17 protein-coding genes are annotated in these 18,548 nt (G+C 66.5%); 6 read left to right on the top strand and 11 right to left on the bottom strand.

What is annotated here, in order from left to right; translation table 11 throughout:
- Positions 1 to 59: 59 nt before the first annotated feature.
- Positions 60 to 2,564: a TonB-dependent receptor gene (locus IPK75_06425; protein ID MBK8197987.1), complete on the bottom strand. Its 2,505-nt coding sequence runs from the start codon at positions 2,562 to 2,564 to the stop codon at positions 60 to 62.
- A gap of 167 nt (positions 2,565 to 2,731) precedes the next feature.
- Between IPK75_06425 and IPK75_06420 the strand changes: the two genes are divergently transcribed.
- Complete coding sequence (locus tag IPK75_06420) at positions 2,732 to 4,345, top strand: sulfotransferase (GenBank protein ID MBK8197986.1); 1,614 nt, start codon at positions 2,732 to 2,734, stop codon at positions 4,343 to 4,345.
- Between the two features lie 109 nt (positions 4,346 to 4,454).
- Positions 4,455 to 5,420 (top strand): aldo/keto reductase, encoded by a 966-nt coding sequence (locus tag IPK75_06415; protein MBK8197985.1) that lies wholly within the window; start codon positions 4,455 to 4,457, stop codon positions 5,418 to 5,420.
- Positions 5,421 to 5,518: 98 nt separating this feature from the next.
- On the opposite strand, the gene IPK75_06410 is transcribed toward IPK75_06415, so the two are convergent.
- The 3 genes from IPK75_06410 to amt form a co-directional block, all read right to left on the bottom strand.
- Entirely contained in the window at positions 5,519 to 6,079 is a 561-nt protein-coding gene (locus tag IPK75_06410) for a hypothetical protein (protein ID MBK8197984.1), read from the bottom strand.
- Between the two features lie 499 nt (positions 6,080 to 6,578).
- Entirely contained in the window at positions 6,579 to 9,032 is a 2,454-nt protein-coding gene (locus IPK75_06405) for a DNA translocase FtsK 4TM domain-containing protein (GenBank protein MBK8197983.1), read from the bottom strand.
- 213 nt (positions 9,033 to 9,245) lie between these two features.
- Complete coding sequence (amt, locus tag IPK75_06400) at positions 9,246 to 10,634, bottom strand: ammonium transporter (GenBank protein MBK8197982.1); 1,389 nt, start codon at positions 10,632 to 10,634, stop codon at positions 9,246 to 9,248.
- Between the two features lie 218 nt (positions 10,635 to 10,852).
- On the opposite strand from amt, the gene IPK75_06395 reads away from it, so the two are divergent.
- Positions 10,853 to 12,091 carry an FAD-dependent monooxygenase gene (locus tag IPK75_06395; protein ID MBK8197981.1) on the top strand — a complete coding sequence of 413 codons (1,239 nt, stop codon included), beginning with the start codon at positions 10,853 to 10,855 and terminating at the stop codon, positions 12,089 to 12,091.
- 13 nt (positions 12,092 to 12,104) lie between these two features.
- Here the strand turns inward: IPK75_06395 and IPK75_06390 are convergent, their stop codons facing one another.
- From IPK75_06390 to IPK75_06375, 4 genes are read right to left on the bottom strand one after another with little or no spacing between them, the layout of a single operon-like run.
- On the bottom strand, positions 12,105 to 12,410 hold the full coding sequence (locus IPK75_06390; protein ID MBK8197980.1) for a DUF971 domain-containing protein: 306 nt from the start codon (positions 12,408 to 12,410) through the stop codon (positions 12,105 to 12,107).
- Complete coding sequence (locus tag IPK75_06385) at positions 12,407 to 12,661, bottom strand: Trm112 family protein (GenBank protein MBK8197979.1); 255 nt, start codon at positions 12,659 to 12,661, stop codon at positions 12,407 to 12,409. The genes IPK75_06390 and IPK75_06385 overlap by 4 nt, the downstream gene beginning before the upstream one ends.
- A 9-nt stretch (positions 12,662 to 12,670) precedes the next feature.
- Positions 12,671 to 13,315 carry an LON peptidase substrate-binding domain-containing protein gene (locus IPK75_06380; protein MBK8197978.1) on the bottom strand — a complete coding sequence of 215 codons (645 nt, stop codon included), beginning with the start codon at positions 13,313 to 13,315 and terminating at the stop codon, positions 12,671 to 12,673.
- A gap of 53 nt (positions 13,316 to 13,368) precedes the next feature.
- Positions 13,369 to 14,256 carry a co-chaperone YbbN gene (locus IPK75_06375; GenBank protein ID MBK8197977.1) on the bottom strand — a complete coding sequence of 296 codons (888 nt, stop codon included), beginning with the start codon at positions 14,254 to 14,256 and terminating at the stop codon, positions 13,369 to 13,371.
- Between the two features lie 162 nt (positions 14,257 to 14,418).
- Here IPK75_06375 and IPK75_06370 point away from each other — a divergent pair, with 162 nt between their 5' ends.
- Together IPK75_06370 and IPK75_06365 are read left to right on the top strand one after the other, a co-directional pair.
- Complete coding sequence (locus IPK75_06370) at positions 14,419 to 15,081, top strand: outer-membrane lipoprotein carrier protein LolA (GenBank protein MBK8197976.1); 663 nt, start codon at positions 14,419 to 14,421, stop codon at positions 15,079 to 15,081.
- A 241-nt stretch (positions 15,082 to 15,322) separates the two neighbouring features.
- On the top strand, positions 15,323 to 16,132 hold the full coding sequence (locus IPK75_06365; protein MBK8197975.1) for an exodeoxyribonuclease III: 810 nt from the start codon (positions 15,323 to 15,325) through the stop codon (positions 16,130 to 16,132).
- On the opposite strand, the gene IPK75_06360 is transcribed toward IPK75_06365, so the two are convergent.
- Both IPK75_06360 and IPK75_06355 read right to left on the bottom strand, forming a co-directional pair.
- A complete protein-coding gene (locus IPK75_06360) occupies positions 16,129 to 16,575 on the bottom strand; it encodes a GNAT family N-acetyltransferase (GenBank protein MBK8197974.1) in 447 nt (148 codons plus the stop codon). The genes IPK75_06365 and IPK75_06360 overlap by 4 nt on opposite strands.
- A complete protein-coding gene (locus IPK75_06355; protein ID MBK8197973.1) occupies positions 16,572 to 17,258 on the bottom strand; it encodes a response regulator transcription factor in 687 nt (228 codons plus the stop codon). Before IPK75_06355 ends, IPK75_06360 begins: the two co-directional genes overlap by 4 nt.
- 118 nt (positions 17,259 to 17,376) lie before the next feature.
- Between IPK75_06355 and IPK75_06350 the strand changes: the two genes are divergently transcribed.
- Complete coding sequence (locus IPK75_06350) at positions 17,377 to 17,886, top strand: L,D-transpeptidase family protein (GenBank protein MBK8197972.1); 510 nt, start codon at positions 17,377 to 17,379, stop codon at positions 17,884 to 17,886.
- On the opposite strand, the gene IPK75_06345 is transcribed toward IPK75_06350, so the two are convergent.
- On the bottom strand, positions 17,883 to 18,545 hold the full coding sequence (locus IPK75_06345; protein MBK8197971.1) for a YggS family pyridoxal phosphate-dependent enzyme: 663 nt from the start codon (positions 18,543 to 18,545) through the stop codon (positions 17,883 to 17,885). The two genes, IPK75_06350 and IPK75_06345, sit on opposite strands and share 4 nt — an antisense overlap.
- Positions 18,546 to 18,548 lie beyond the last annotated feature (3 nt).

Below are 18,548 nucleotides of genomic sequence, written 5' to 3'. Positions count from 1 at the left end.
TCTGACACCCCCCGGTGCCCCGTCGGGCTGGCCGGAGCCAACCCGCTCAGACCTCGGTATCAACCGAACTTGTAATTGAACCGTGCACCGATGACCCGCGGTGCGCCGGCATAGGTGTAGTAGCTGCGCACATAGACCGGGCCGCCATCGTCGTCGGTCAGCACCTGGTTGAACAGCGGCGTGCTGACCGCACCGGTCTCGTAATACTCGTCGAACAGGTTGTTGATGAACAGCGTCGCTGACCACGGACCCGTGTCATAGACGACCGAGGCATTCGCCACGCCGTAGCTGTCGAGCGTGATGCCGTCGCCGAGGCTGCCCGTGCGCGTCAGCACGTCGCCCTGCCAGGCATAACCGCCATTGAAGGTCAGCGTCCGGCCGGACACAAGGTCATAGACGTATGATCCGAACACGGAGAACTGGTCTTCCGACGAGCCCGGCAGACGGTCGCCGTCGCGCCCGTCGATCAGGATCGTGCCGAAACCCGGCGGCGTGATCGACTGCACGAGACCCGGCGCCGGCGCGGTGAGCGAGGCTTCCGTATGGCTGTAGCTGCCGCGCAGCGTCAGCGCATCGGTCGCGGCCCAGACGCCGTTGAGCTCGATACCTTTCGATTCGGCGCCGTCCGCGTTCACGGTGATCGGGATCGACGCGTTGATCGTCGCCGAAGTCAGCTGCGGATCAGTCCATTCCACATAATAGACCGCGCCGTTCAGCGTGACGCGGCCACCGGCCAGCGTCGACTTGAAGCCGACCTCGTAGTTGGTGGTCGTATCCGGCAGGTACTGGCGCTCGTCGCGCGTCGAGATGTCGCCCGGGTTCGGCCCGTACTGCTGGCCGGGCGCAAGGGCGCAGGCGCCCTGCAGGTTCGGCTGCAGCGGATCGAAGGGATCGCACTGGCCGACGCCGTTGGAGTTGCCGATCCGGTAGCCTTCCGAAACCGTGAGGTAGCCGAGCAGGTCTTCCGTGAAGTCATACGAGGTATTGAACTTGAACAGCGTGCCTTCATCCGACTGGCCGGTCTTCTCGGTGCCGTTCGGGCTGCCGGCGGCAAAGTCTGCCTGAAGGCTGTCCTGGAGCGAGCTGACGCCGACCGGAATGAAGGTCGGGTCAAACAGCGGGAAGTCGACGTCCGAGAAGGATTCGAGGTCGTACTGGTAGTATCGCCCGCCAACCGTGACACTCCATTTGTCGGTGAGGTCATAGCCGATCTCGCCGTAGAAGGCCGACTCTTCGAGCTTGGTATAATCCTGCGAGTAATACTCGAGGTCATCCGGGCGGTTGAACCCGGCATAGGCCGCATAGCCCGGCGTGTACTCGGCCGAATAGGCGGCGCCTTCGAACTGGTTGTAGAACGCGCCGACGATCCAGTTGAGCGGGCCGTCCGTCTTCGAGACGAGCCGGACTTCCTGGTTGATGCGGGCTTCCATGCCCTTTTCGTGCGTGTACGACGTGAAGGTCGGGAAAGCTTCGTAGCTGTATTCGAGCGTGATCAGCAGGTCGGTCTGGTCGCGCTGGCCATTGTCGTTGAAGCGCGAATAGCCTGTCGCCGACGTCAGCTCGGCAAAGCCGAGGTCAGCCACCACTTCCAGGGCGAGCAGCTGGTTGGTGATCTCGTTCGGCTCCGGCACGCGCTTGGCGAGTTCGTATTCGCCGGTCGGCACGCCAGGCTGCTGGCTGACGCCGCGCCGGCCTTCGATATCGGATTGCTGGATATAGTAGGTCAGCGTGCCGTCGAGCCAGTCAGTCGGCTCCCAGCGCGCGGCGACGCGGCCCGACCAGACTTCCTCGCCGTCCGCATCATTGATGCGGTAAGTATTGGCCGCCACATCGGCCGGATCGCTGAAATCCGGATCGGCATCGGAGACACCGATCTGGCGCACGACGAACGGATAGTCGGTGAAGCCGGAATCATTTTCATAGTCGATCGAGGCACGGATGGCGAAGTTCGGCGCGAAGGCCTTGTTGAAGGTCAGGCCCGCCTCGTAGGAAAGGTCCTCGGCTTCGGAATATTGGGAGATCTCGGTACGGACATCCAGCGTGTCGCCGTCGAAGTCCGGCTTCTTCGGGATGTAGCGGATGGCGCCGCCGAGCGTCCCTGCCCCGTAGAGCGTGCCTTGCGGCCCCAGCAGCACTTCGACGCGCTCGAGGTCGTTGAGTTTCAGGTCGAGGAAGACCGGCACTTCGCCGAGATAAGTCGCGACCGTGCCGCCCCCGTCATTGTTGCCGTCGCCGGAGCCGAGGCCGTCGGCATTGAGGCCGCGCACGATGATCGGGTTGCCTTGCCGGCCGCCGCGATCAACAACGTTGATGCCGGGTACATAGGCGAGCACATCGGCCAGCTCGTCGAAGCCCTGCGCCTCGATCTGGGCGTCGCCGACGGCGGCGATGTTCAGCGGAATGTCCTGGACGCTCTCGGCCCGGCGGGTGGCCGTGACGGTGACGGCCTGGACGCGAAGTTCGCTGTCGGCTTCGTCAGTGGCTTCCTGGGCTGCGGCGGTGAACGCGAACGACGAGGCGAGCACCGCGGCGCTCGCGGACAGGAGTAGATACTTGCGGGACATTGTTGGTGTTTCCTTCTTTGGCGATTTTTGACGTCGCCCCTCACACTTCAGTAGGCAGACAAGGTGGAGCCTAGGCAACATGCGCAAAGGTGCGTGTTGGATTTTCAGGCGCGATGACGCAAAAAGAGCACACGTGACAGGCAAATATCGAGCAGCCGGGAAATAATTTGCCCAATTCTTCATCACCTCCGGAATCCTCTCGCGCGCCTCTTGCCGAGGCGGCGCGCCTTCTGGCGCTGGGCGAGTACCGGGCGGCGCATGCCATCTGCCTGGAAGTACTGAAAAATGATCCGGGTAACGCCCAAGCCTATTATCTCCTCGGTATCCTGACGCGCGACCATGGAAATATCGCCCGCGCCGCAGACCTCTTCCGCGCCGCCACGGATCGCCGGCCGGATCACGCGCCGGCCCATGCCCAGCTTGCCCGTTGCCTGCTGGCGCTGAGCCGCCGGGGAGACGCCGTGGACGCCGCACGAGCCGCCGCCCGGCTGGAGCCGGCCGATGCCTTTACCCTCGACACGATCGGCGTGGTGCTGAGCCGCGCCGGCCTGCACCGCGAGGCCCTGCCCTGGTATGCCAGGGCGTGCAGCGCCGACCCCGGCAACGCGAACTTCCAGTACAACCATGCCGCCGCGCTGCAATTCGCCGGCGACCTCGAAGCGGCCCGCGCCGCCTATGCACGCTGCGCCGAGGCCGATCCCGCCGATACGCGCGGCCTGCCCGCGATCGTCCAGATCACCCGGCAGACAGCGGACGAGAACCAGATCCCGGCGCTTGAGGCTCTGTTTGAGCGGCACACGGACGATCCGGACGCCGCGCTGCGCATCGGCCACGCGCTTGCCAAGGCCCATGAGGACCTGAAGAACCCCGCCGAGGCGCTCGCCTGGCTTGACCGGGCAAAGACTGCCAAGCGCCGCACGGTTTCCCACGACCCTAAGGCAGACGCCGCCCTGTTCGAGGCCGCCATCCGCTCCGCAACGACCCTCCGTGGGCGAACGAGCGGCGCCGAAGGCGCGCCGGTCTTCATCTGCGGCATGCCGCGCACGGGCACCACGCTGGTTGACCGCATCCTCTCGGGCCATAGCGCGCTGGCATCGGCCGGCGAACTCACCGACTTCGCGCTCGTGCTGAAACGGCTGGCCAAGACACAATCCAACCTGGTGCTCGATCCGGAGACGCTCGACGCCGCCGCCGGCGTCGATCTCACCGCGCTGGGCAACGGCTACATGCAGCATGTGCGCGCCTCGCTCGGGATAGCCGGACGCTTCACCGACAAGATGCCGCTGAACATCCTGCTGGCGCCGGTCATACTTGCGGCCTTGCCCGAAGCGCGCGTGATCTGCCTGCGGCGTCACCCGGCCGATACGGTGCTGTCGAACTACCGGCAGATGTTTGCGACCAGTTTCTCCTACTACAATTACGCCTACACGCTTGAGGACACGGCGGCCTACTACGTCCAGTTCGACCGGATGGCCGGGCATTTCGAGCGCGTCCTGCCGGCAGACCGGTTCACCGTTGTGCGCTACGAAAACGTGGTGGCGGGCATCGAGACCGAAGCGCGCCGGCTACTGGATTTCTGCGGGCTCGACTTCGAGCCGCAATGCCTTGCTTTCCACGAGAATGCCGCGCCGGTCGCGACGGCAAGCTCGGCGCAGGTGCGCGAGCCGCTCTACACCTCCGCCCTCGGCCGCTGGAGGCGATATGAGGCCGGCCTCGGCCCGGCTCTCGACATCCTCGAGGCCGCCGGATGCCTCGCCCCCGGAGAAAGATCGCCGCCCTGACTGGCGCTTCCCGATTCCGGCGTTAGGTTGGCGCCCGCATTCAAAGGGACAAGCCATATGAAACACCGCCGTCTGGGGAAAAAGCGCGATCTACGTATCCGACATCTGCATGGGCACGATGACCTTCGGCACGCAGACCGACGAGAAAGAAGCCTTCCGCATCCTCGACGCCAGCCTCGATGCGGGCATCAACTTTTTCGACACGGCCGAGAACTACCCCGTTCCACCCGACATCAAGTATGGCGGCCTGACGGAAGAGATCGTCGGCCGGTGGATGAAGACGAAAGACCGCGACTCAATCATCCTCGCCACCAAGGTCTGCGGGCCGTCGCATGGCTGGATCAAGGGATCGCAGCGCGCCGGCATGACGGCGCTCGACCGCCACAATATCCGCCGCGCCGTCGAGGCGAGCCTGACCCGTCTGCAGACGGACTATATCGACCTCTACCAGACGCATTGGCCCGACCACGGCATCGCCTATGACGAGACGATGGAAACCCTCGACGAGCTTTGCCGCGAAGGCCTCGTGCGGATCGTCGGCTGCTCGAACGAGGACGCCTGGGGACTGATGAAGTCCATTGCGGCGTCCGAACGGACCGGCAGCGTGCGCTACCAGACGATCCAGAACAACTTCTCGCTCAACAACCGCCGCTTCGAGGACGCCCTCTCGAAAGTCTGCCGCGAGGAAGGTGTGAGCCTGATCCCCTATTCCCCGATCGGCGGCGGCGTCCTGTCCGGCAAGTACCAGAACGGGGCGACGCCGGAAGGCGCGCGTTTCTCGCGCTATATCAATCTCGGCGGCCGCCACACCGCGATGGCGCAGCGCTTCGTCAACGAGAAATCACTGGCCGCGACCGAGCGCTACATGGCGATTGCCAAGGAGGCCGGCATCAGCGTGGTGACGCTGGCAACGGCTTGGTCGAAGCAGCATGACTTCGTGGCCTCGACCATTGTGGGCGCCTCGAAGTTCGATCAGTTGGCGGATATTCTGGCCGCCATTGATCTCGAGCTCTCACCGGAAACGATGAAAGCCTGCGACCAAGTGACGAAGGACATCCTCTACCCGATGGGCTGAGCGGCCACGCCAATTGCCGCCGATACCTGCGTAGGCAGGTATCCAGCGTAGGGACGCTCTGGACCCCTGCCTTCGCAGGGGTCTGCGGAGATGTGGTGCTAGCCCGTATCGATGCCAGCCCAGGCTTCGGGTCTGGCGAGCTGGTCGAGCCGAATCAGCAGCGTGTCGACGAATGGTCCGACGCGGCGGGTGACATGCCAGGGGACGGGGAGCTCGCGCAGGCCGGGCACGGTGAGCGTGCCGAAGCGGCGGGCGAGACGGCGGGCATGGGGCGCGGGATCGCGCAGCACGGCGGCGAGGCGTTCGGCGGCCTCGAAGAGGAGTGCCCATTGCAGTTCGGGCGGGTCGGTGCCGGCGGACTTGCCGGTGGCGGCATGCGTGAGCTCGAACAGCTGGAAATGCGCCCGGCGCTGGCCTGACGGGGCGGCGGGGACCGGCATGTGCGGACGCGGATCCGTGCGGCGCGGCGGCGGCAGGGTGATCTCGGCGGCGAGGATGTGGAGATAGCGGCGCACGAGGGCGGTGATCGCCGCAAGCTGCGCGCGGGCGTCGCGGGCGACCTGCGCGAAAGCCTCCGGCGCGGTGGCACGCAGCAGCGTGCGCAGCGCGACAAGCAGCGCGGCGATCGCATGCCAGAGGTCAGGATGCGGACGGGTCATCAGCAGAACATACCCCTGCCCCGGAGCCTGCCGGATTGGTTTGGGTGAAAAAACTTCGGCGCGTGTCATCCCGGCGAAAGCCGGGACCCAGAATCCCCAGCCACTACAGGAGGTTCTGGATCCCGGCTTTCGCCGGGATGACACGGGACGGAGGTGGGGAATGCGGGACTGGCGCTGCGTTGGGGCAAACTTGTGCAACCAAATCCGGACATGCCGGGCGCGGTCCCCGCCTGCGCGGGGATGAGCGGACAGGCCTTGTTGCCGGGGGGGACCAGAGATGGGCCCTCAGACCGGCTGCGCCGGTCGAGGGTGACGAAAGGGGGCGGACTGTTTGTGCCTCAAGGCCCTCACCTCCCATTGCTGCGCAATGGGCCCCTCCTCTCCCGGAGGGAGAGGGGTTGGGGGTGTCCGTGTACAAACGAACCGGGCTCCCGCCTCCATCTGCGGGAGGTCGGGAGCCCTTATCTTTGTGCCCACCAAAGCTTGTTGCTGACGCGCCCTAGGCGGCGTTCTTGCCCTTGGTGAGGACTTCGCGTTTGCCGGCATGGTTGGGGGCGGAGATGACGCCCTCTTCCTCGAGCCGGTCGATCAGGCCCGCGGCCTTGTTGTAACCGACCTTGAGGCGGCGCTGGAGATAGGAAGTGGAGGCGCGCTGGTCGCGGATGACGACCTGGACGGCTTCGGAGAAGAGCGCGTTGTCGTCGTCACCGCCGCCGCCGGAGCTGCCATCGCCCATGCCGAGCATGGCATCCATGACCGGCGAGCCGGTGGAGCCGTCATCGGCGGATTCGAGCACGTCCATGACATAGTCCGGCTCGCCCTGCTCGCGCAGCCAGTCGGCCACCGCGCAGACTTCCTCGTCGGAGACGAAGGGACCGTGCAGGCGCTGGGTTTTCTTGCCGGGTTCCTGGTGCAGGAGGTCGCCGTGGCCGAGCAGCTGTTCGGCGCCTTGCTCGTTGAGGATGGTGCGGCTGTCGACCTTGTTGGTCACCATGTAGGAGATACGGGTCGGGAAGTTCGCCTTGATCGTGCCGGTGATGACGTCCACGGACGGACGCTGCGTGGCGGTGATCAGGTGGATGCCGGCAGCGCGGGCCATCTGTGCGAGGCGCAGGAGGCAGCCTTCGATCTCCTTGCCGGCGACGACCATCAGGTCCGACATCTCGTCGATCACGACGACGATCTGCGGGATATGGTCGATCGGCAGGATTTCGCTGTCGCCGGTGGTCGGCGCGCGGCTGACGAGTTGTTCTCCGGCGGCGCGGTATTTGGCGGCCTTCTCGTTGAAGCCGGCCAGGTTGCGCACGCCTGCCTTGGACATCAGCTCGTAGCGGCTTTCCATTTCGCGCACGGCCCATTTGAGCGCGTTGACGGCTTCCGGCGCCTTGGTGATGACCGGGGCGAGGAGGTGCGGGATGCCTTCATAGACGGTGAATTCGAGCTTCTTCGGGTCGATCATGATGAAGCGGACCTGCTCGGGCGTGTGGCGGTAGAGCAGCGACAGGATCATGGCGTTGACGCCGACCGACTTGCCCGAGCCGGTGGTGCCGGCGACGAGCAGGTGAGGCATGCGGGCAAGGTCGAGCACGGTGGGCATGCCGCCGATGTCCTCGCCGACCGCAACGGGCAGCGTGGCGCGGGAGTTCACATAGGCTTCGGACTGAAGAATCGAGCGGAGATAGACGGTCTCGCGCTCGTCGTTCGGCAGTTCGATGCCGATGGCGTTCTTGCCGGGGACAACCGCGACGCGGGCCGAGACGGCGGACATCGAGCGGGCGATATCGTCAGCCAGCGTGATGACGCGGGAGGACTTCACGCCGGGGGCGGGCTCCATTTCGAACAGGGTGATGACCGGGCCCGGACGCACTTCCTTGATGCGGCCCTGGATGCCGAATTCCTTCAGGACTTCCGACAGGCGCGCGGCCTTGGCGAGGAGCGCGTCCTCGTCGAACGTCTCGCGGCGCTCCGGCGGGACCTGCAGGAGGTTGAGCGACGGCAGGCGCGTCGAGGTGCGGCGGCGCTCGGGCTTCGAGACTTTCGGGCTGGCGGTGGTCTTCGGCTGGTGGCGGGGCACGGCGAAGCGCAGGCCGGGCGCCGGAACGGTGGCGGGCGTGTCGTCGTCCTCGCCGGCCTCGTCGTCATCGTCCCAGGCCGAGGCGCCATAGCGGCTGTCGTCTTCGTCCTCGTCGTCCTGCGGCAGGTAGCGCGAGGACGGGAGATAGTCGTCGTCATGCTTGATGACGAGCGTGCGGTCGCCGGAGGGGGCGGCGCCTTCTTCCATGCGCACCGGGCGCTGGGCGGAAAGCTGGTGGCCGATGCGGATGAGGAAGCCGCCGACACCGGCCGCGCCGACGGCGGCGTGCTTGCCGGAGCGGGCGGCGGTTTCCTGGAGGAGGACCGCGTCGCGGCGCTGGAAGCCGAGGGCGGAGAGGCCGGCCCAGAGGGCGCAGGCGCCGAGCAGGAAGCCGGCCCAGCTTTCCGGGGCGGGCAGCATCAGGGCGCGGAACGGCAGGACCGCGAGATTGAACACACCGTCGCCGAACATGCCGCCGAGACCGGCGCTGAGCGGCCAGGTTTCCGGGACAGGCCAGGCGGCGAAGGCGGCGGCGGACAGCGGCACGCCGACGAGGCCGTAAACCCAGCGGCGGATGCGCGGCTTGCCGACGAGCACGGCGCGCATGGCGCCGCCGATCATCAGGGCAAGCCCGGCGATCCAGCCGGACCAGCCGAGGATCTGGCGGGCGATATCGGCGAACACTGCGCCGGCCGAGCCGAACAGGTTCTGCACATCGGCGCCGGTGGCGGCATTCCAGCTCGGATCGGACGGCACATAGGAGCCGACGCTGCCGCAGACGAAGACCCCTGCCCCAAAGGCAGCGGCACCCGTGAGGATCCGCCAGACCGGATCACTCACCGTGCGCAGCTCTTCATCTCCGATGGCAGTATTCTTCATGAGGGGAAGCGCTCCGGGTTTGCGAGAGACGGAACGACAGCTTTGGCGGGTTAGGCTTAACACCCGGCAAACACAGCCTGTGGAATTCCCATGTTTTTACCGTCACATGCGCGGAATCTGCGGGATTCGGCCGAGTTAATTCTTCTACATGCGAAGACGCCCCGGCGGATCACTCCGCCGGGGCGCCCGGTAAGGTTTCGGAAAAGCTCCCGCCTATCGGTTGGAGAATTCCGGGTAGGCTTCGAGGCCGACCTCTGCGCGGTCCATGCCCATCATCTCGTCTTCCTCGCTGGCGCGCACGCCGAGGGTGAACTTGAGGACGAGCCAGACAACCGTAGAGGCTGCGAGGACGAACACCGCCGTGAGGCCGACGCCGACCGCCTGGCCGAGATAGCTCGGGTCGCCGGCTTCGTTCGGGCCAATCGCGCCGCCATGCGACAGCGGGACGATCATGGTGCCCCAGATGCCGCACACAAGGTGGGCCGGGATGGCGCCGACGACGTCGTCGATCTTCAGCTTGTCGAGCAGCGGCACGGCGAGGACCACGAAGACACCGCCAACAGCGCCGATCAGGACGGCCTGGCCGATGGTCGGGGTGAGCGGTTCAGCCGTGATCGAGACGAGGCCCGCGATGACACCGTTGAAGACCATCGTGGCGTCGATCTTGCCCTTGTAGAGCACGGCGGTGGTGACGGCCGCGGCGAGGCAACCACCGACAGCGGCCATGTTCGTGTTCACGAAGATGATCGAGACGGAGTTGATGTCGGTGATGGTGCCGGCAGCGAGCTGCGAGGCGCCGTTGAAGCCGAACCAGCCGAGCCACAGGATCAGCGTGCCGAGGGCGGCGAGCGGGATGTTGGAGCCCGGCATCGGGTTGACGTTCTTGCCGAAATACTTGCCGGTGCGCGGGCCGATGATCAGGGCGCCTGCAAGGGCTGCCCAGCCGCCGACGGAGTGCACCAGGGTCGAGCCGGCGAAGTCCGAGAAGCCCCACTGGGCGTCAAGGTAGCCGCCGCCCCATTCCCACGACACGACCACCGGATAGATGACGCCGGTGAGGACAACGGTGAACAGGAGGAACGGCATCAGCTTCACGCGCTCGGCAACGGTGCCGGACACGATCGAGGCCGCGGTGGCGACGAACACCATCTGGAAGAACCAGTCGGAGCCCGAGGAGTAGCCGCCATTGGCTTCCTCCAGCGGGGCCGGCGACCAGATGGCGAGATTGGTGGGCAGGAGGCCGGTCATCAGCGTGGCGTCGCCCGGATAGGCGAGGTTGTAGCCAGTGAGCCAGAACATCAGGCCGGCGACGGCGAACAGCAGCACGTTCTTCATCGACTGCATCGCGGCGTTCTTGGAGCGCACGAGGCCCGCCTCGAGCATACAGAACCCGGCGGCCATGAACATGACGACGAGGCCGCCGATCAGGAACAGGTAGCTGTTGTCCACATAGGCCGGCACGGCGGTTGCGGTTTCGAGTGCTGCCAGGCGTTCTTCCAGTGTCAGCGGCGCCGCCTCCTGCGCCCACACCACACCCGTCGTGAGCAGTGACAGCGGCGCAAGTGTCGCCCCGCGGATCAGTAATCCAGTCAATCGGCCCATGGGCCCCTCCTTCTGTCTGTTTCGGTCCTGCAGAGCTCGGGACCCCCCGCGCTCTCCCGGAGCCGATATGATTTCGCCTGCCCGAAAAAGTCGCACGGCAGACACTTGCCGCGCCCGATTCCGGGGCCGGTTGGCTAAAGGTTGTGCACGCTTGCGGCCAAACGCCCAATTCGATGCCACCGCTGGACGCCGCAGTGCAGCATCGCTACCTCATTCATATGGGTGAAACCGACATCAGCCTGCCTTCGCAATTCGACCTCGCCGTCGTCGGCGCGGGTCCGGTCGGCACATCGCTGGCGGTGCTGGCGGCGCGCGCAGGCTTCACGGTTGCGCTCGTCGATGGGCGGCCCGCCTCTGCAACAAATGCTGCAGATACAAGGACTTTCGCGATCGTGCGGGGCAGCTGGCGGCTGTTGTGCGCCGCCGGGATCGAGGGCGACCTTGCCGGCACCACGACGCCGCTCAACGGGCTGGACGCCGAAGACGGCGGCACACACTGGTTCGGCGCGCCGCATGCCGCGTTCTCAACCGGCGACCTCCCGGCTGGCACAGACGGTGAAGCGCTGGGTCAGATGGTGCCCGCCGGCGCCCTGCAGGCTGCGCTGGACCGGGTGGCCGGTGGCACGGCCAACCTGACTTGGCTGCGCGGTGCACGGTTTTCGGGCATGCGGACGGGCCCTGCAGGGGCCGAGCTGGACCTCGAAGACGGGCGCACCCTGAAGGCAGGTCTGGTGGCGGCCTGCGACGGGATCCATTCGGCGGTGCGCACCGCGCTCGGCATCCGCTCGGAAGGACGCGACTATCGCAAGTCGGTGTTCGCTGCCGATGTGTCCCTGAGCCGGCCACATGGCGGGATCGCCCGCCAGCTGTTCACGCCGGAAGGCCCGTTCGCGACGCTGCCCCTGCCCGGCGACCGGGCGAACCTTGCCTGGTACATGAAGTCCGGCGCGGCCGAAGCGCTGGCCAAGCTTCCGAAAGACGCCATCGAGGCTGAACTCAATGCCCGGTTCGCGCACTTTGCCGGTGAGATGCACCTCGCGGGCCCTCCCCTCGCCTATCCGCTGGTGATGCAGATTGCCCGGACCATGACCGGGCCGCGCACCGCGCTGCTGGGCGACGCGGCGCGGCGGATCAATCCGCTGGCCGGGCAAGGCCTGAACCTAGGCTTTAAAGATGCCGCCGCACTGATCGACGTGATGACGGAGGCGCGCGAGACGGGCCTTGATCCGGGCAGCGACACGGTGCTGGCCCGCTACCAGGACTGGCGCCGGTTCGATTCGAACCTGACGGCGATGACCATGGACCTCATCGACCGGGCCTTCTCGAACGACAATGCCATGCTCAAGGGCCTGCGCGGGCTTGCCCTGACAGCGGCCAACCGCGTGGCGCCGCTTCGCAAGCTGCTGGCCAGGCAGGCGAGCGCCGACCAGGACCATCTGCCGAGCCTGATGCGCTAGGCGCTGCCTGCGGTCAGTCGCCGACCGTCAGGGCGCGGAGGATGTTCCAGGTGTAGAGGCCGCTGGAGTGGCCATCCGAAAAGAAGATGCGGACGGCATAGCGCCCGACCGGCTCGGCCTTCAGCACACGGATGTCTTCCGGCACCGGGGGCTGCGGCGGCCTGGGGCCGCGCCCGTGACCCTGCACCTCCGCAGACGGACTTTCCGCACGCAGGCGCTTGTAGGAAACGATGCCGGACGCGCCGTCGTCGAACTCGGCGAACATTTCCTGCGCGCCGGCGCGGAAGGTAAGCCGTGCGGGCCAGGCGAGCGCGCTCATTCGCCCCCCTCCTCCCCTTCCGGCGCGGCCGGCAGGTCGAGGTCACGGGCTTCTTCCGCCAGCATGATCGGAATGCCGCCGCGGATCGGATAGGCAAGGCGCGCCTTCTTCGACACCAGCTCATTCGCCGTGCGGTCGTAAACCAGCGGCTGGCGCGTCAGCGGGCAGATCAGCAGTTCCAGCAGGCGCGGATCGACGCCGGAAGGCGGCGCATGCGGGCTGGGCGGGGCGTCGGGGCCGGGGTCGCTCATGGCGGAATCCTATTGCAGGGGTCCAGTATCGCCGCCCCGGCCATCGATCTCAAGCAGGGTGATGAGCGTGCGGGCCCGGTCGGCCAGCGACGGGGCTTCCAGCAGCGCCTGTTTCTCTGCTGCCTCGAACGGACAGCCCGCGGCAAGAGCGTGGACGAGCGTTTCCATCGGTGCGTCCTCGACGGCGCTCCAGTCGGCATCGAGGCCGAGCGCGGCGATGTAGGTGCGCAGCGCGCTGACGAGGCGGGTGCGCGGCGGCAGGCCGGACTCCGAGGCCGGCTGCAGGTCCGCGGCAAACACCGCCCAGTCGGGCGTGACCTTCCGGTAGGGCGTGGTGACGGCCTGTTCGCGCGCGACGCGGAAGCGGCAGATGCCGCTGAGCGTAATCAGGTAGCGGCCGTCGTCGGTTTCGCTGTAGCGGGTGATGCGCCCGGCGCAGCCGACCTGCGCGATGTCCGGACGTTCGCGCGGACCGCCGAGGGTCTGCACCATTCCGATCATCCGGTCGCCGCGCATCGCGTCGTCGATCATGTTGAGGTAGCGCGGCTCGAAGATGTTGAGCGGCAGTTCCCAATGCGGGAACAGCATCGCGCCCGGCAGCGGGAAAATCGCCAGCGTCGCCGGAAGATCGGTCGTCTTGTGGTACTGGCTCATGGCAGCGTCCTTCCTGGCGAACCTCAAGGACAAGCCCGTGCGGGCGTCCGCAGTCAGGCGAACATCAGCGACGAGAGGCGGCGGCGGCCTTCAATGGTGACCGGATCGGTCGGGCCGGCCGCTTCGAACACCTGCAGCAGCTTGTCCTTGGCCTTGCCGTCTTCCCAGCCGAGCTTGGCCGAGAGGATGATCAGGAGATGATCCGCTGCGTCCTTGTAACGCCCGGCCGCGGCGTACTGTTCCGCGAGTTCGAAACGCTTGGCGTGGTCGCCGGGATTGGCGTTGACGGCAGAGACGGCGGCGTCGAGTTCGGTCGGGGCTGGCGCTTCGGCAGCCATTTCGATTGCCATGCGCACGCCCTTCACGAGGCTTTCGTTCTTCTTGGCTTCAGGCACCATCTCGAGCGTGGCGAGGGCGCGTTCCTTGTCGCCATTGGCGAGATAGCAGCGGGCGAGACCGGCGATGGCGGGCACGTTCTCGGGCTCTTCCTGGAGGATGGCGGCGCAGATTTCGGCGGCGAGCGCGATGTCGCCGGCCTGGCTGGCGGCTTCGGCCTGCGACAGCGCTTCGGCGATCACCTGTGCGTTATCGGTGCCGCCGACGAGGCGTTCGATGAAGGCGGAGACCTGCGATTCCGGCAGCGCGCCCATGAACCCGTCGACCGGGCGGCCCTTGTGGAAGGCATAGACGGCGGGGATCGAGCGCACGCCGAGCTGGCTGGCATAGGCCTGATGCTCTTCGGTGTTGATCTTGACGAGCTTCACCGCGCCCTTCTTGCCCTCGACGACTTTCTCGAGGACCGGGCCGAGCGTGCGGCAGGGGCCGCACCACGGCGCCCAGAAGTCGACAATCACGGGCTGCGTCATCGAGGCTTCGACGACATCCGCCATGAAGCCCTGGTCCGTGCCTTCGATCGTGTGCTGGAGGCCTGCCGTTGCCATATCGGGTATCCCTTGAGTTTACGGGCGCAAGATGGGATGCCCGCCGAAACTCTGCAAGCGGTTGCGGCGTTCTGCATAAACGCCAGCCCACCGCCCTGTTTAGGCCGGGTTCAGGCGACTATCTGTAGACCTCGGCCAAGGTCAACCAAGGAGACCGGACACATGATGAACCTGATTGCCAGCATCAGCACTGCCGCCCTGATCATGGGCGCGCCGCTGACCATCGGCCTGAAACAGGTGCCGACGAGCCCCGCCGTGACGGCCCCTGCGCAGGCCGCTGCGCCGCTGAGCGCCGCCGAGCGGACCAAGATCCTGAAGGAAGCCTCCAAGGCGCTGGCGGGCGTGAAGACCGCGCGCGGCAATTTCGAGCAGTATTCGCCGGACGGCTCGTTCTCGACCGGCCAGTTTGCCCTGTCGCGCCCCGGCAAGGTGCGGTTCGACTATGATGACCCGGTGCCGCTGGTGCTGGTGAGCAACGGCACGACCGTGGCGCTGCAGGACAGCGAGCTGGAAACCACCGACCGCGTGCCGCTGTCGTCGACGCCGCTGTCGATGCTGTTGTCGGACAAGCTGGATTTCGAGGCACAGGCCGAAGTGATCGATGTGCGCCGCAGCGGCGGCAAGACGAACATCACGGTGCGCGACAAGTCGGGCGAGACCGAAGGCACGCTGACGCTGATACTGTCTGGCAGCGAGAACACGCTGACCGGCTGGCGCACGGTGGATGCCAGCGGCGGGAGCACATCGGTGCTGCTCAGCAATGTCGAGACGGGCGCCAAGCTCAACCCGCGCCTGTTCATCCTGCGGGATTTTGACAACCGCTGACCGGTCAAGGGGTGTTACGTCCAATTAACTTGCGAATCCCCAGCGCAGTGACATTAATGCAACTGTCGACGGATGAGGAAACCTCGCGCAGCACCGACCCCCCGCTGTGAACCTTCCGAAACCGCCGAGACCCTGGCTTCTTGCCGAGGTCAAATAACGACGCTCCCCGAAGCGTCCGGCGCGCCCGAACTCCCCGCGTTCGGGCGCGTTGACGTTTGGGGCTGCCCTGCTAGGCAGGCTTATGCCCAAAGCCCTCAAGATCGTCAGCTGGAACATCAACTCCGTGCGCCTGCGCGCGCCGAATGTCGAAGGCTTCGTTGCGGCCGAGAAGCCGGACGTCGTCTGCCTGCAGGAGACAAAATGCCAGGACGGCGAGTTTCCGCTGAAAGTGTTCAAGGACATGGGGCTGGGCCACGTATTGATGCGCGGGCAACGCGGCGGACATGCCGGCGTGGCGATTGCCTCGCGGGTGCCGCTTGAGCAGATCGATGCCCCCGACCTCTGCCGCGAAGGACATGCGCGCGTGATCGCGGCGCGGCTGAAGAACGGCCTCGAGATCCACAACATCTACCTGCCGGCCGGCGGCGACATTCCCGACCCGGCGGAGAACGACAAGTTTGCCCACAAGCTGGATTTCCTCGACCGGCTGGGCCCGGCTTACAAGAAGCTGCCGAAAGGCGCGCGGCGTATCCTCGTCGGCGACCTCAACGTCGCCCCGCATGAGCATGACGTCTGGTCGCACAAGCAGCTGCTGAAGATCGTCTCGCACACGCCGGAGGAAACCGAGCGGCTGGAAGACGGGCGCAAGGTGGCCGGGTTTGCCGACATTGCGCGTCTGGCGGTGCCGGAATCGCAGAAGCTGTATTCGTGGTGGAGCTACCGCGCGGCGGACTGGGCGGCGGCCAACAAGGGCCGCAGGCTCGATCATATCTGGGCGAACAAGGACGCACTGGCCGACACGAAGGTCGACAGTTTCAAGGTGCATCTCGCCTGGCGCGGCGGATGGAAACCTTCCGACCACGCACCGATCAGTGTTGAGGTGAAAGCCTAGCTGCCCGGCCGCCAAGCATAGTGGCATTTCTGGCGGCGGTGGACAGGGTCTTCCTCGGTCCGCTCGAGCGTGAAGCCGTGATGCGTGTAGAAGGCGCGGGCGCGCAGGTTGTCCGTATGCGTCACAAGCACGATGCCGTCCGGCAAGCATCGCTTGGCATAGTCCATAAGGAGGCGGCCGATGCCTGTTCCCTTCCCTTCCGGGTCGACGAAGATCTGGTCGATCCGGGCTTCCGTGGGAACGAGGGCGAGCAGACCGTGCAGGCGGTCGCCGTCCTCAGCTGTGAACAAGTCCCACTTCGTTGCGGCGTCATTGTAGAAGCGCGCGCGTACGCCCTCGCGGCTGAGGTCGGTATCGTTGGAGATGCCGATCGACATCCAGCTGTCGAACCAGAGGTCCGCGAGGACGGCATAGTCGGCGGGCGTCGCCGGGCGGACGATCACGGCTGCAGGCGGTAGCCGCCCGGATCGGTCATCAGCAGGCGGGCGTTTGAGGGGTCCGGCTCCACTTTCTGACGAAGGCGGTAGATATGTGTCTCGAGCGTGTGCGTGGTGACGGCGGCGTTGTAGCCCCAGACTTCCGAAAGCAGCGTCTCGCGCGCCACCGACCGGCCACCGGCGCGATAGAGGTATTTCAGGATCTCGGTTTCCTTCTCCGTCAGGCGGATGCGCTTGCCTTCCTTGGTGCGCAGCGTCTTGGTCGACGGGCGGAACTCGTATGGCCCGATCTCGAAGGTCGCGTCCTCGGTCTGCTCGAAACTGCGCAGCTGGGCGCGCACGCGGGCGAGCAGGACGGAAAAGGTGAAAGGCTTGGCGACATAGTCGTTGGCGCCGGCATCGAGGCCGGCGACCGTATCGGCTTCGCCGGTGCGGCCGGTGAGCATGATGATCGGCGCGCGCACGCCGGCCGCCCGCAGGCGGCGGCACGTCTCGATGCCGTTGATGCCCGGCATGTCGACATCCAGCACGATGACATCGACCCGCTGTGCGGCGGCCAGCGTCAGGGCCTCTTCGCCGGTTCCGGCGCTGGAGACCGCGAAGCCGTCGCTGAGCTCGAACTGTTCGGACAGGGTTTCCCGGAAATCGGCCTCGTCATCGACGATGAGGATGTGCTTCTTGCCGGTCATCACGAAATTCCTTGAGCGTCTTCAGGGGCCTGGGCGTCTGGCGCGACTTGGCGCCCGGCGAAGCGCGTGCATAGTTCGGCGCATACCTTGGCGCCAATAACAATCCCGGGAGCCGCAGCTGGCAAGCCATTTTACTGCCCATCCGGACGGACGGTTCGAGGGAGCGGGCCTCGAGCTGCGCTGCACGCTTGGCAAGGGCGGCGTCGTGGCCGCGCGCAGCAAACGCGAGGGCGACGGCGCCTCGCCCGCCGGGTCCTGGCCCCTGCGCCGCGTCTATTTCAGACCGGACAAGGGGCCGCCGCCGGAGACCGGGCTGCCTGTCATCGCGCTGCGGCCAGACGACGGATGGAGCGATGACCCCCGGGCGCCGGCCTATAACCGGCTGGTCACACTGCCCTGCCATGGCAGCGCCGAGCGGCTCTGGCGCGCCGATGGGCTCTACGACTTGATCGTGGAGCTGGGGTATAATGACGATCCTCCCCTGCCCGGACGGGGCAGCGCGATCTTCCTGCATGTGGCGCGGGACAACATGGCGCCGACCGAGGGCTGCGTTGCGCTGGCCGAGCGCGACCTGAGGGCGGTGCTGAAACTTGCCGGGGGTGGATCGGTGCTGGAAATCCGGGCCTAGGCGCGGTCGCCGAACAGGGCGGTGCCGACCCGGACATGCGTGGCGCCGAAGCGGGCGGCGAGCGCATAGTCGCCGCTCATCCCCATCGACAGGCTGGAAAGGCCGTGTGCGCGGGCAAGTTTGGCGAGCAGAGCGAAATGCGGACCGGCCGGTTCGCCGACCGGCGGGATGCACATCAGGCCTTCGACCTCAAGACCGGCTTCGGCGCGCGCAAACGCGAGCAGCGCGCCAAGTTCACCGGGCGAAACGCCGGCCTTCTGGGGCTCCTCGCCGGTATTGACCTGGATCATCAGGCGCGGCCGGCGGCCGGCCTTCTGCATCGCGGCGGCAAGCGCGTCGGCAAGTTTCGGCCGGTCGAGCGTCTGGATCACGTCGAACAGACGGACGGCGTCTTCGGACTTGTTCGATTGCAAGGGGCCGATCAGGTGGAGTTCAAGGTCGGGAAAGTCGCGGCGTTTGCCTTCCCAGTGGGCGTAAGCTTCCTGCACGCGGTTCTCGCCGAATACGCGCTGGCCGGTTGCCAGAAGCTCGGCGATTGCCGCGCCGGTCTGTGACTTCGACACGGCGACGAGGACAGGCGGCGGCGTGGCAGCCCCTGCCAGTTCGGCGAGGATCGCGGCGCGGCGTTGGGAAATTCCGGGTTCCGGCGTATCGGTCATGTC

It is taken from the genome of Acidobacteriota bacterium, from assembly GCA_016712445.1.
Lineage (GTDB): Bacteria > Pseudomonadota > Alphaproteobacteria > Caulobacterales > Hyphomonadaceae > Hyphomonas.
This window is presented reverse-complemented; position numbering and strand designations above follow the sequence as displayed.

What these genes read in the sequence shown, in the direction of transcription:
- IPK75_06415 (MBK8197985.1), top strand. Translation starts at nt 4,455, where the DNA reads ATGGGCACGATGACCTTCGGCACGCAGACCGACGAGAAAGAAGCCTTC.
- amt (MBK8197982.1), bottom strand. Translation starts at nt 10,634, where the DNA reads ATGGGCCGATTGACTGGATTACTGATCCGCGGGGCGACACTTGCGCCG.
- IPK75_06405 (MBK8197983.1), bottom strand. Translation starts at nt 9,032, where the DNA reads ATGAAGAATACTGCCATCGGAGATGAAGAGCTGCGCACGGTGAGTGAT.
- IPK75_06425 (MBK8197987.1), bottom strand. Translation starts at nt 2,564, where the DNA reads ATGTCCCGCAAGTATCTACTCCTGTCCGCGAGCGCCGCGGTGCTCGCC.
- IPK75_06365 (MBK8197975.1), top strand. Translation starts at nt 15,323, where the DNA reads ATGCCCAAAGCCCTCAAGATCGTCAGCTGGAACATCAACTCCGTGCGC.
- IPK75_06380 (MBK8197978.1), bottom strand. Translation starts at nt 13,315, where the DNA reads ATGAGCCAGTACCACAAGACGACCGATCTTCCGGCGACGCTGGCGATT.
- IPK75_06345 (MBK8197971.1), bottom strand. Translation starts at nt 18,545, where the DNA reads ATGACCGATACGCCGGAACCCGGAATTTCCCAACGCCGCGCCGCGATC.
- IPK75_06375 (MBK8197977.1), bottom strand. Translation starts at nt 14,256, where the DNA reads ATGGCAACGGCAGGCCTCCAGCACACGATCGAAGGCACGGACCAGGGC.
- IPK75_06410 (MBK8197984.1), bottom strand. Translation starts at nt 6,079, where the DNA reads ATGACCCGTCCGCATCCTGACCTCTGGCATGCGATCGCCGCGCTGCTT.
- IPK75_06390 (MBK8197980.1), bottom strand. Translation starts at nt 12,410, where the DNA reads ATGAGCGCGCTCGCCTGGCCCGCACGGCTTACCTTCCGCGCCGGCGCG.
- IPK75_06385 (MBK8197979.1), bottom strand. Translation starts at nt 12,661, where the DNA reads ATGAGCGACCCCGGCCCCGACGCCCCGCCCAGCCCGCATGCGCCGCCT.
- IPK75_06355 (MBK8197973.1), bottom strand. Translation starts at nt 17,258, where the DNA reads ATGACCGGCAAGAAGCACATCCTCATCGTCGATGACGAGGCCGATTTC.
- IPK75_06370 (MBK8197976.1), top strand. Translation starts at nt 14,419, where the DNA reads ATGATGAACCTGATTGCCAGCATCAGCACTGCCGCCCTGATCATGGGC.
- IPK75_06395 (MBK8197981.1), top strand. Translation starts at nt 10,853, where the DNA reads ATGGGTGAAACCGACATCAGCCTGCCTTCGCAATTCGACCTCGCCGTC.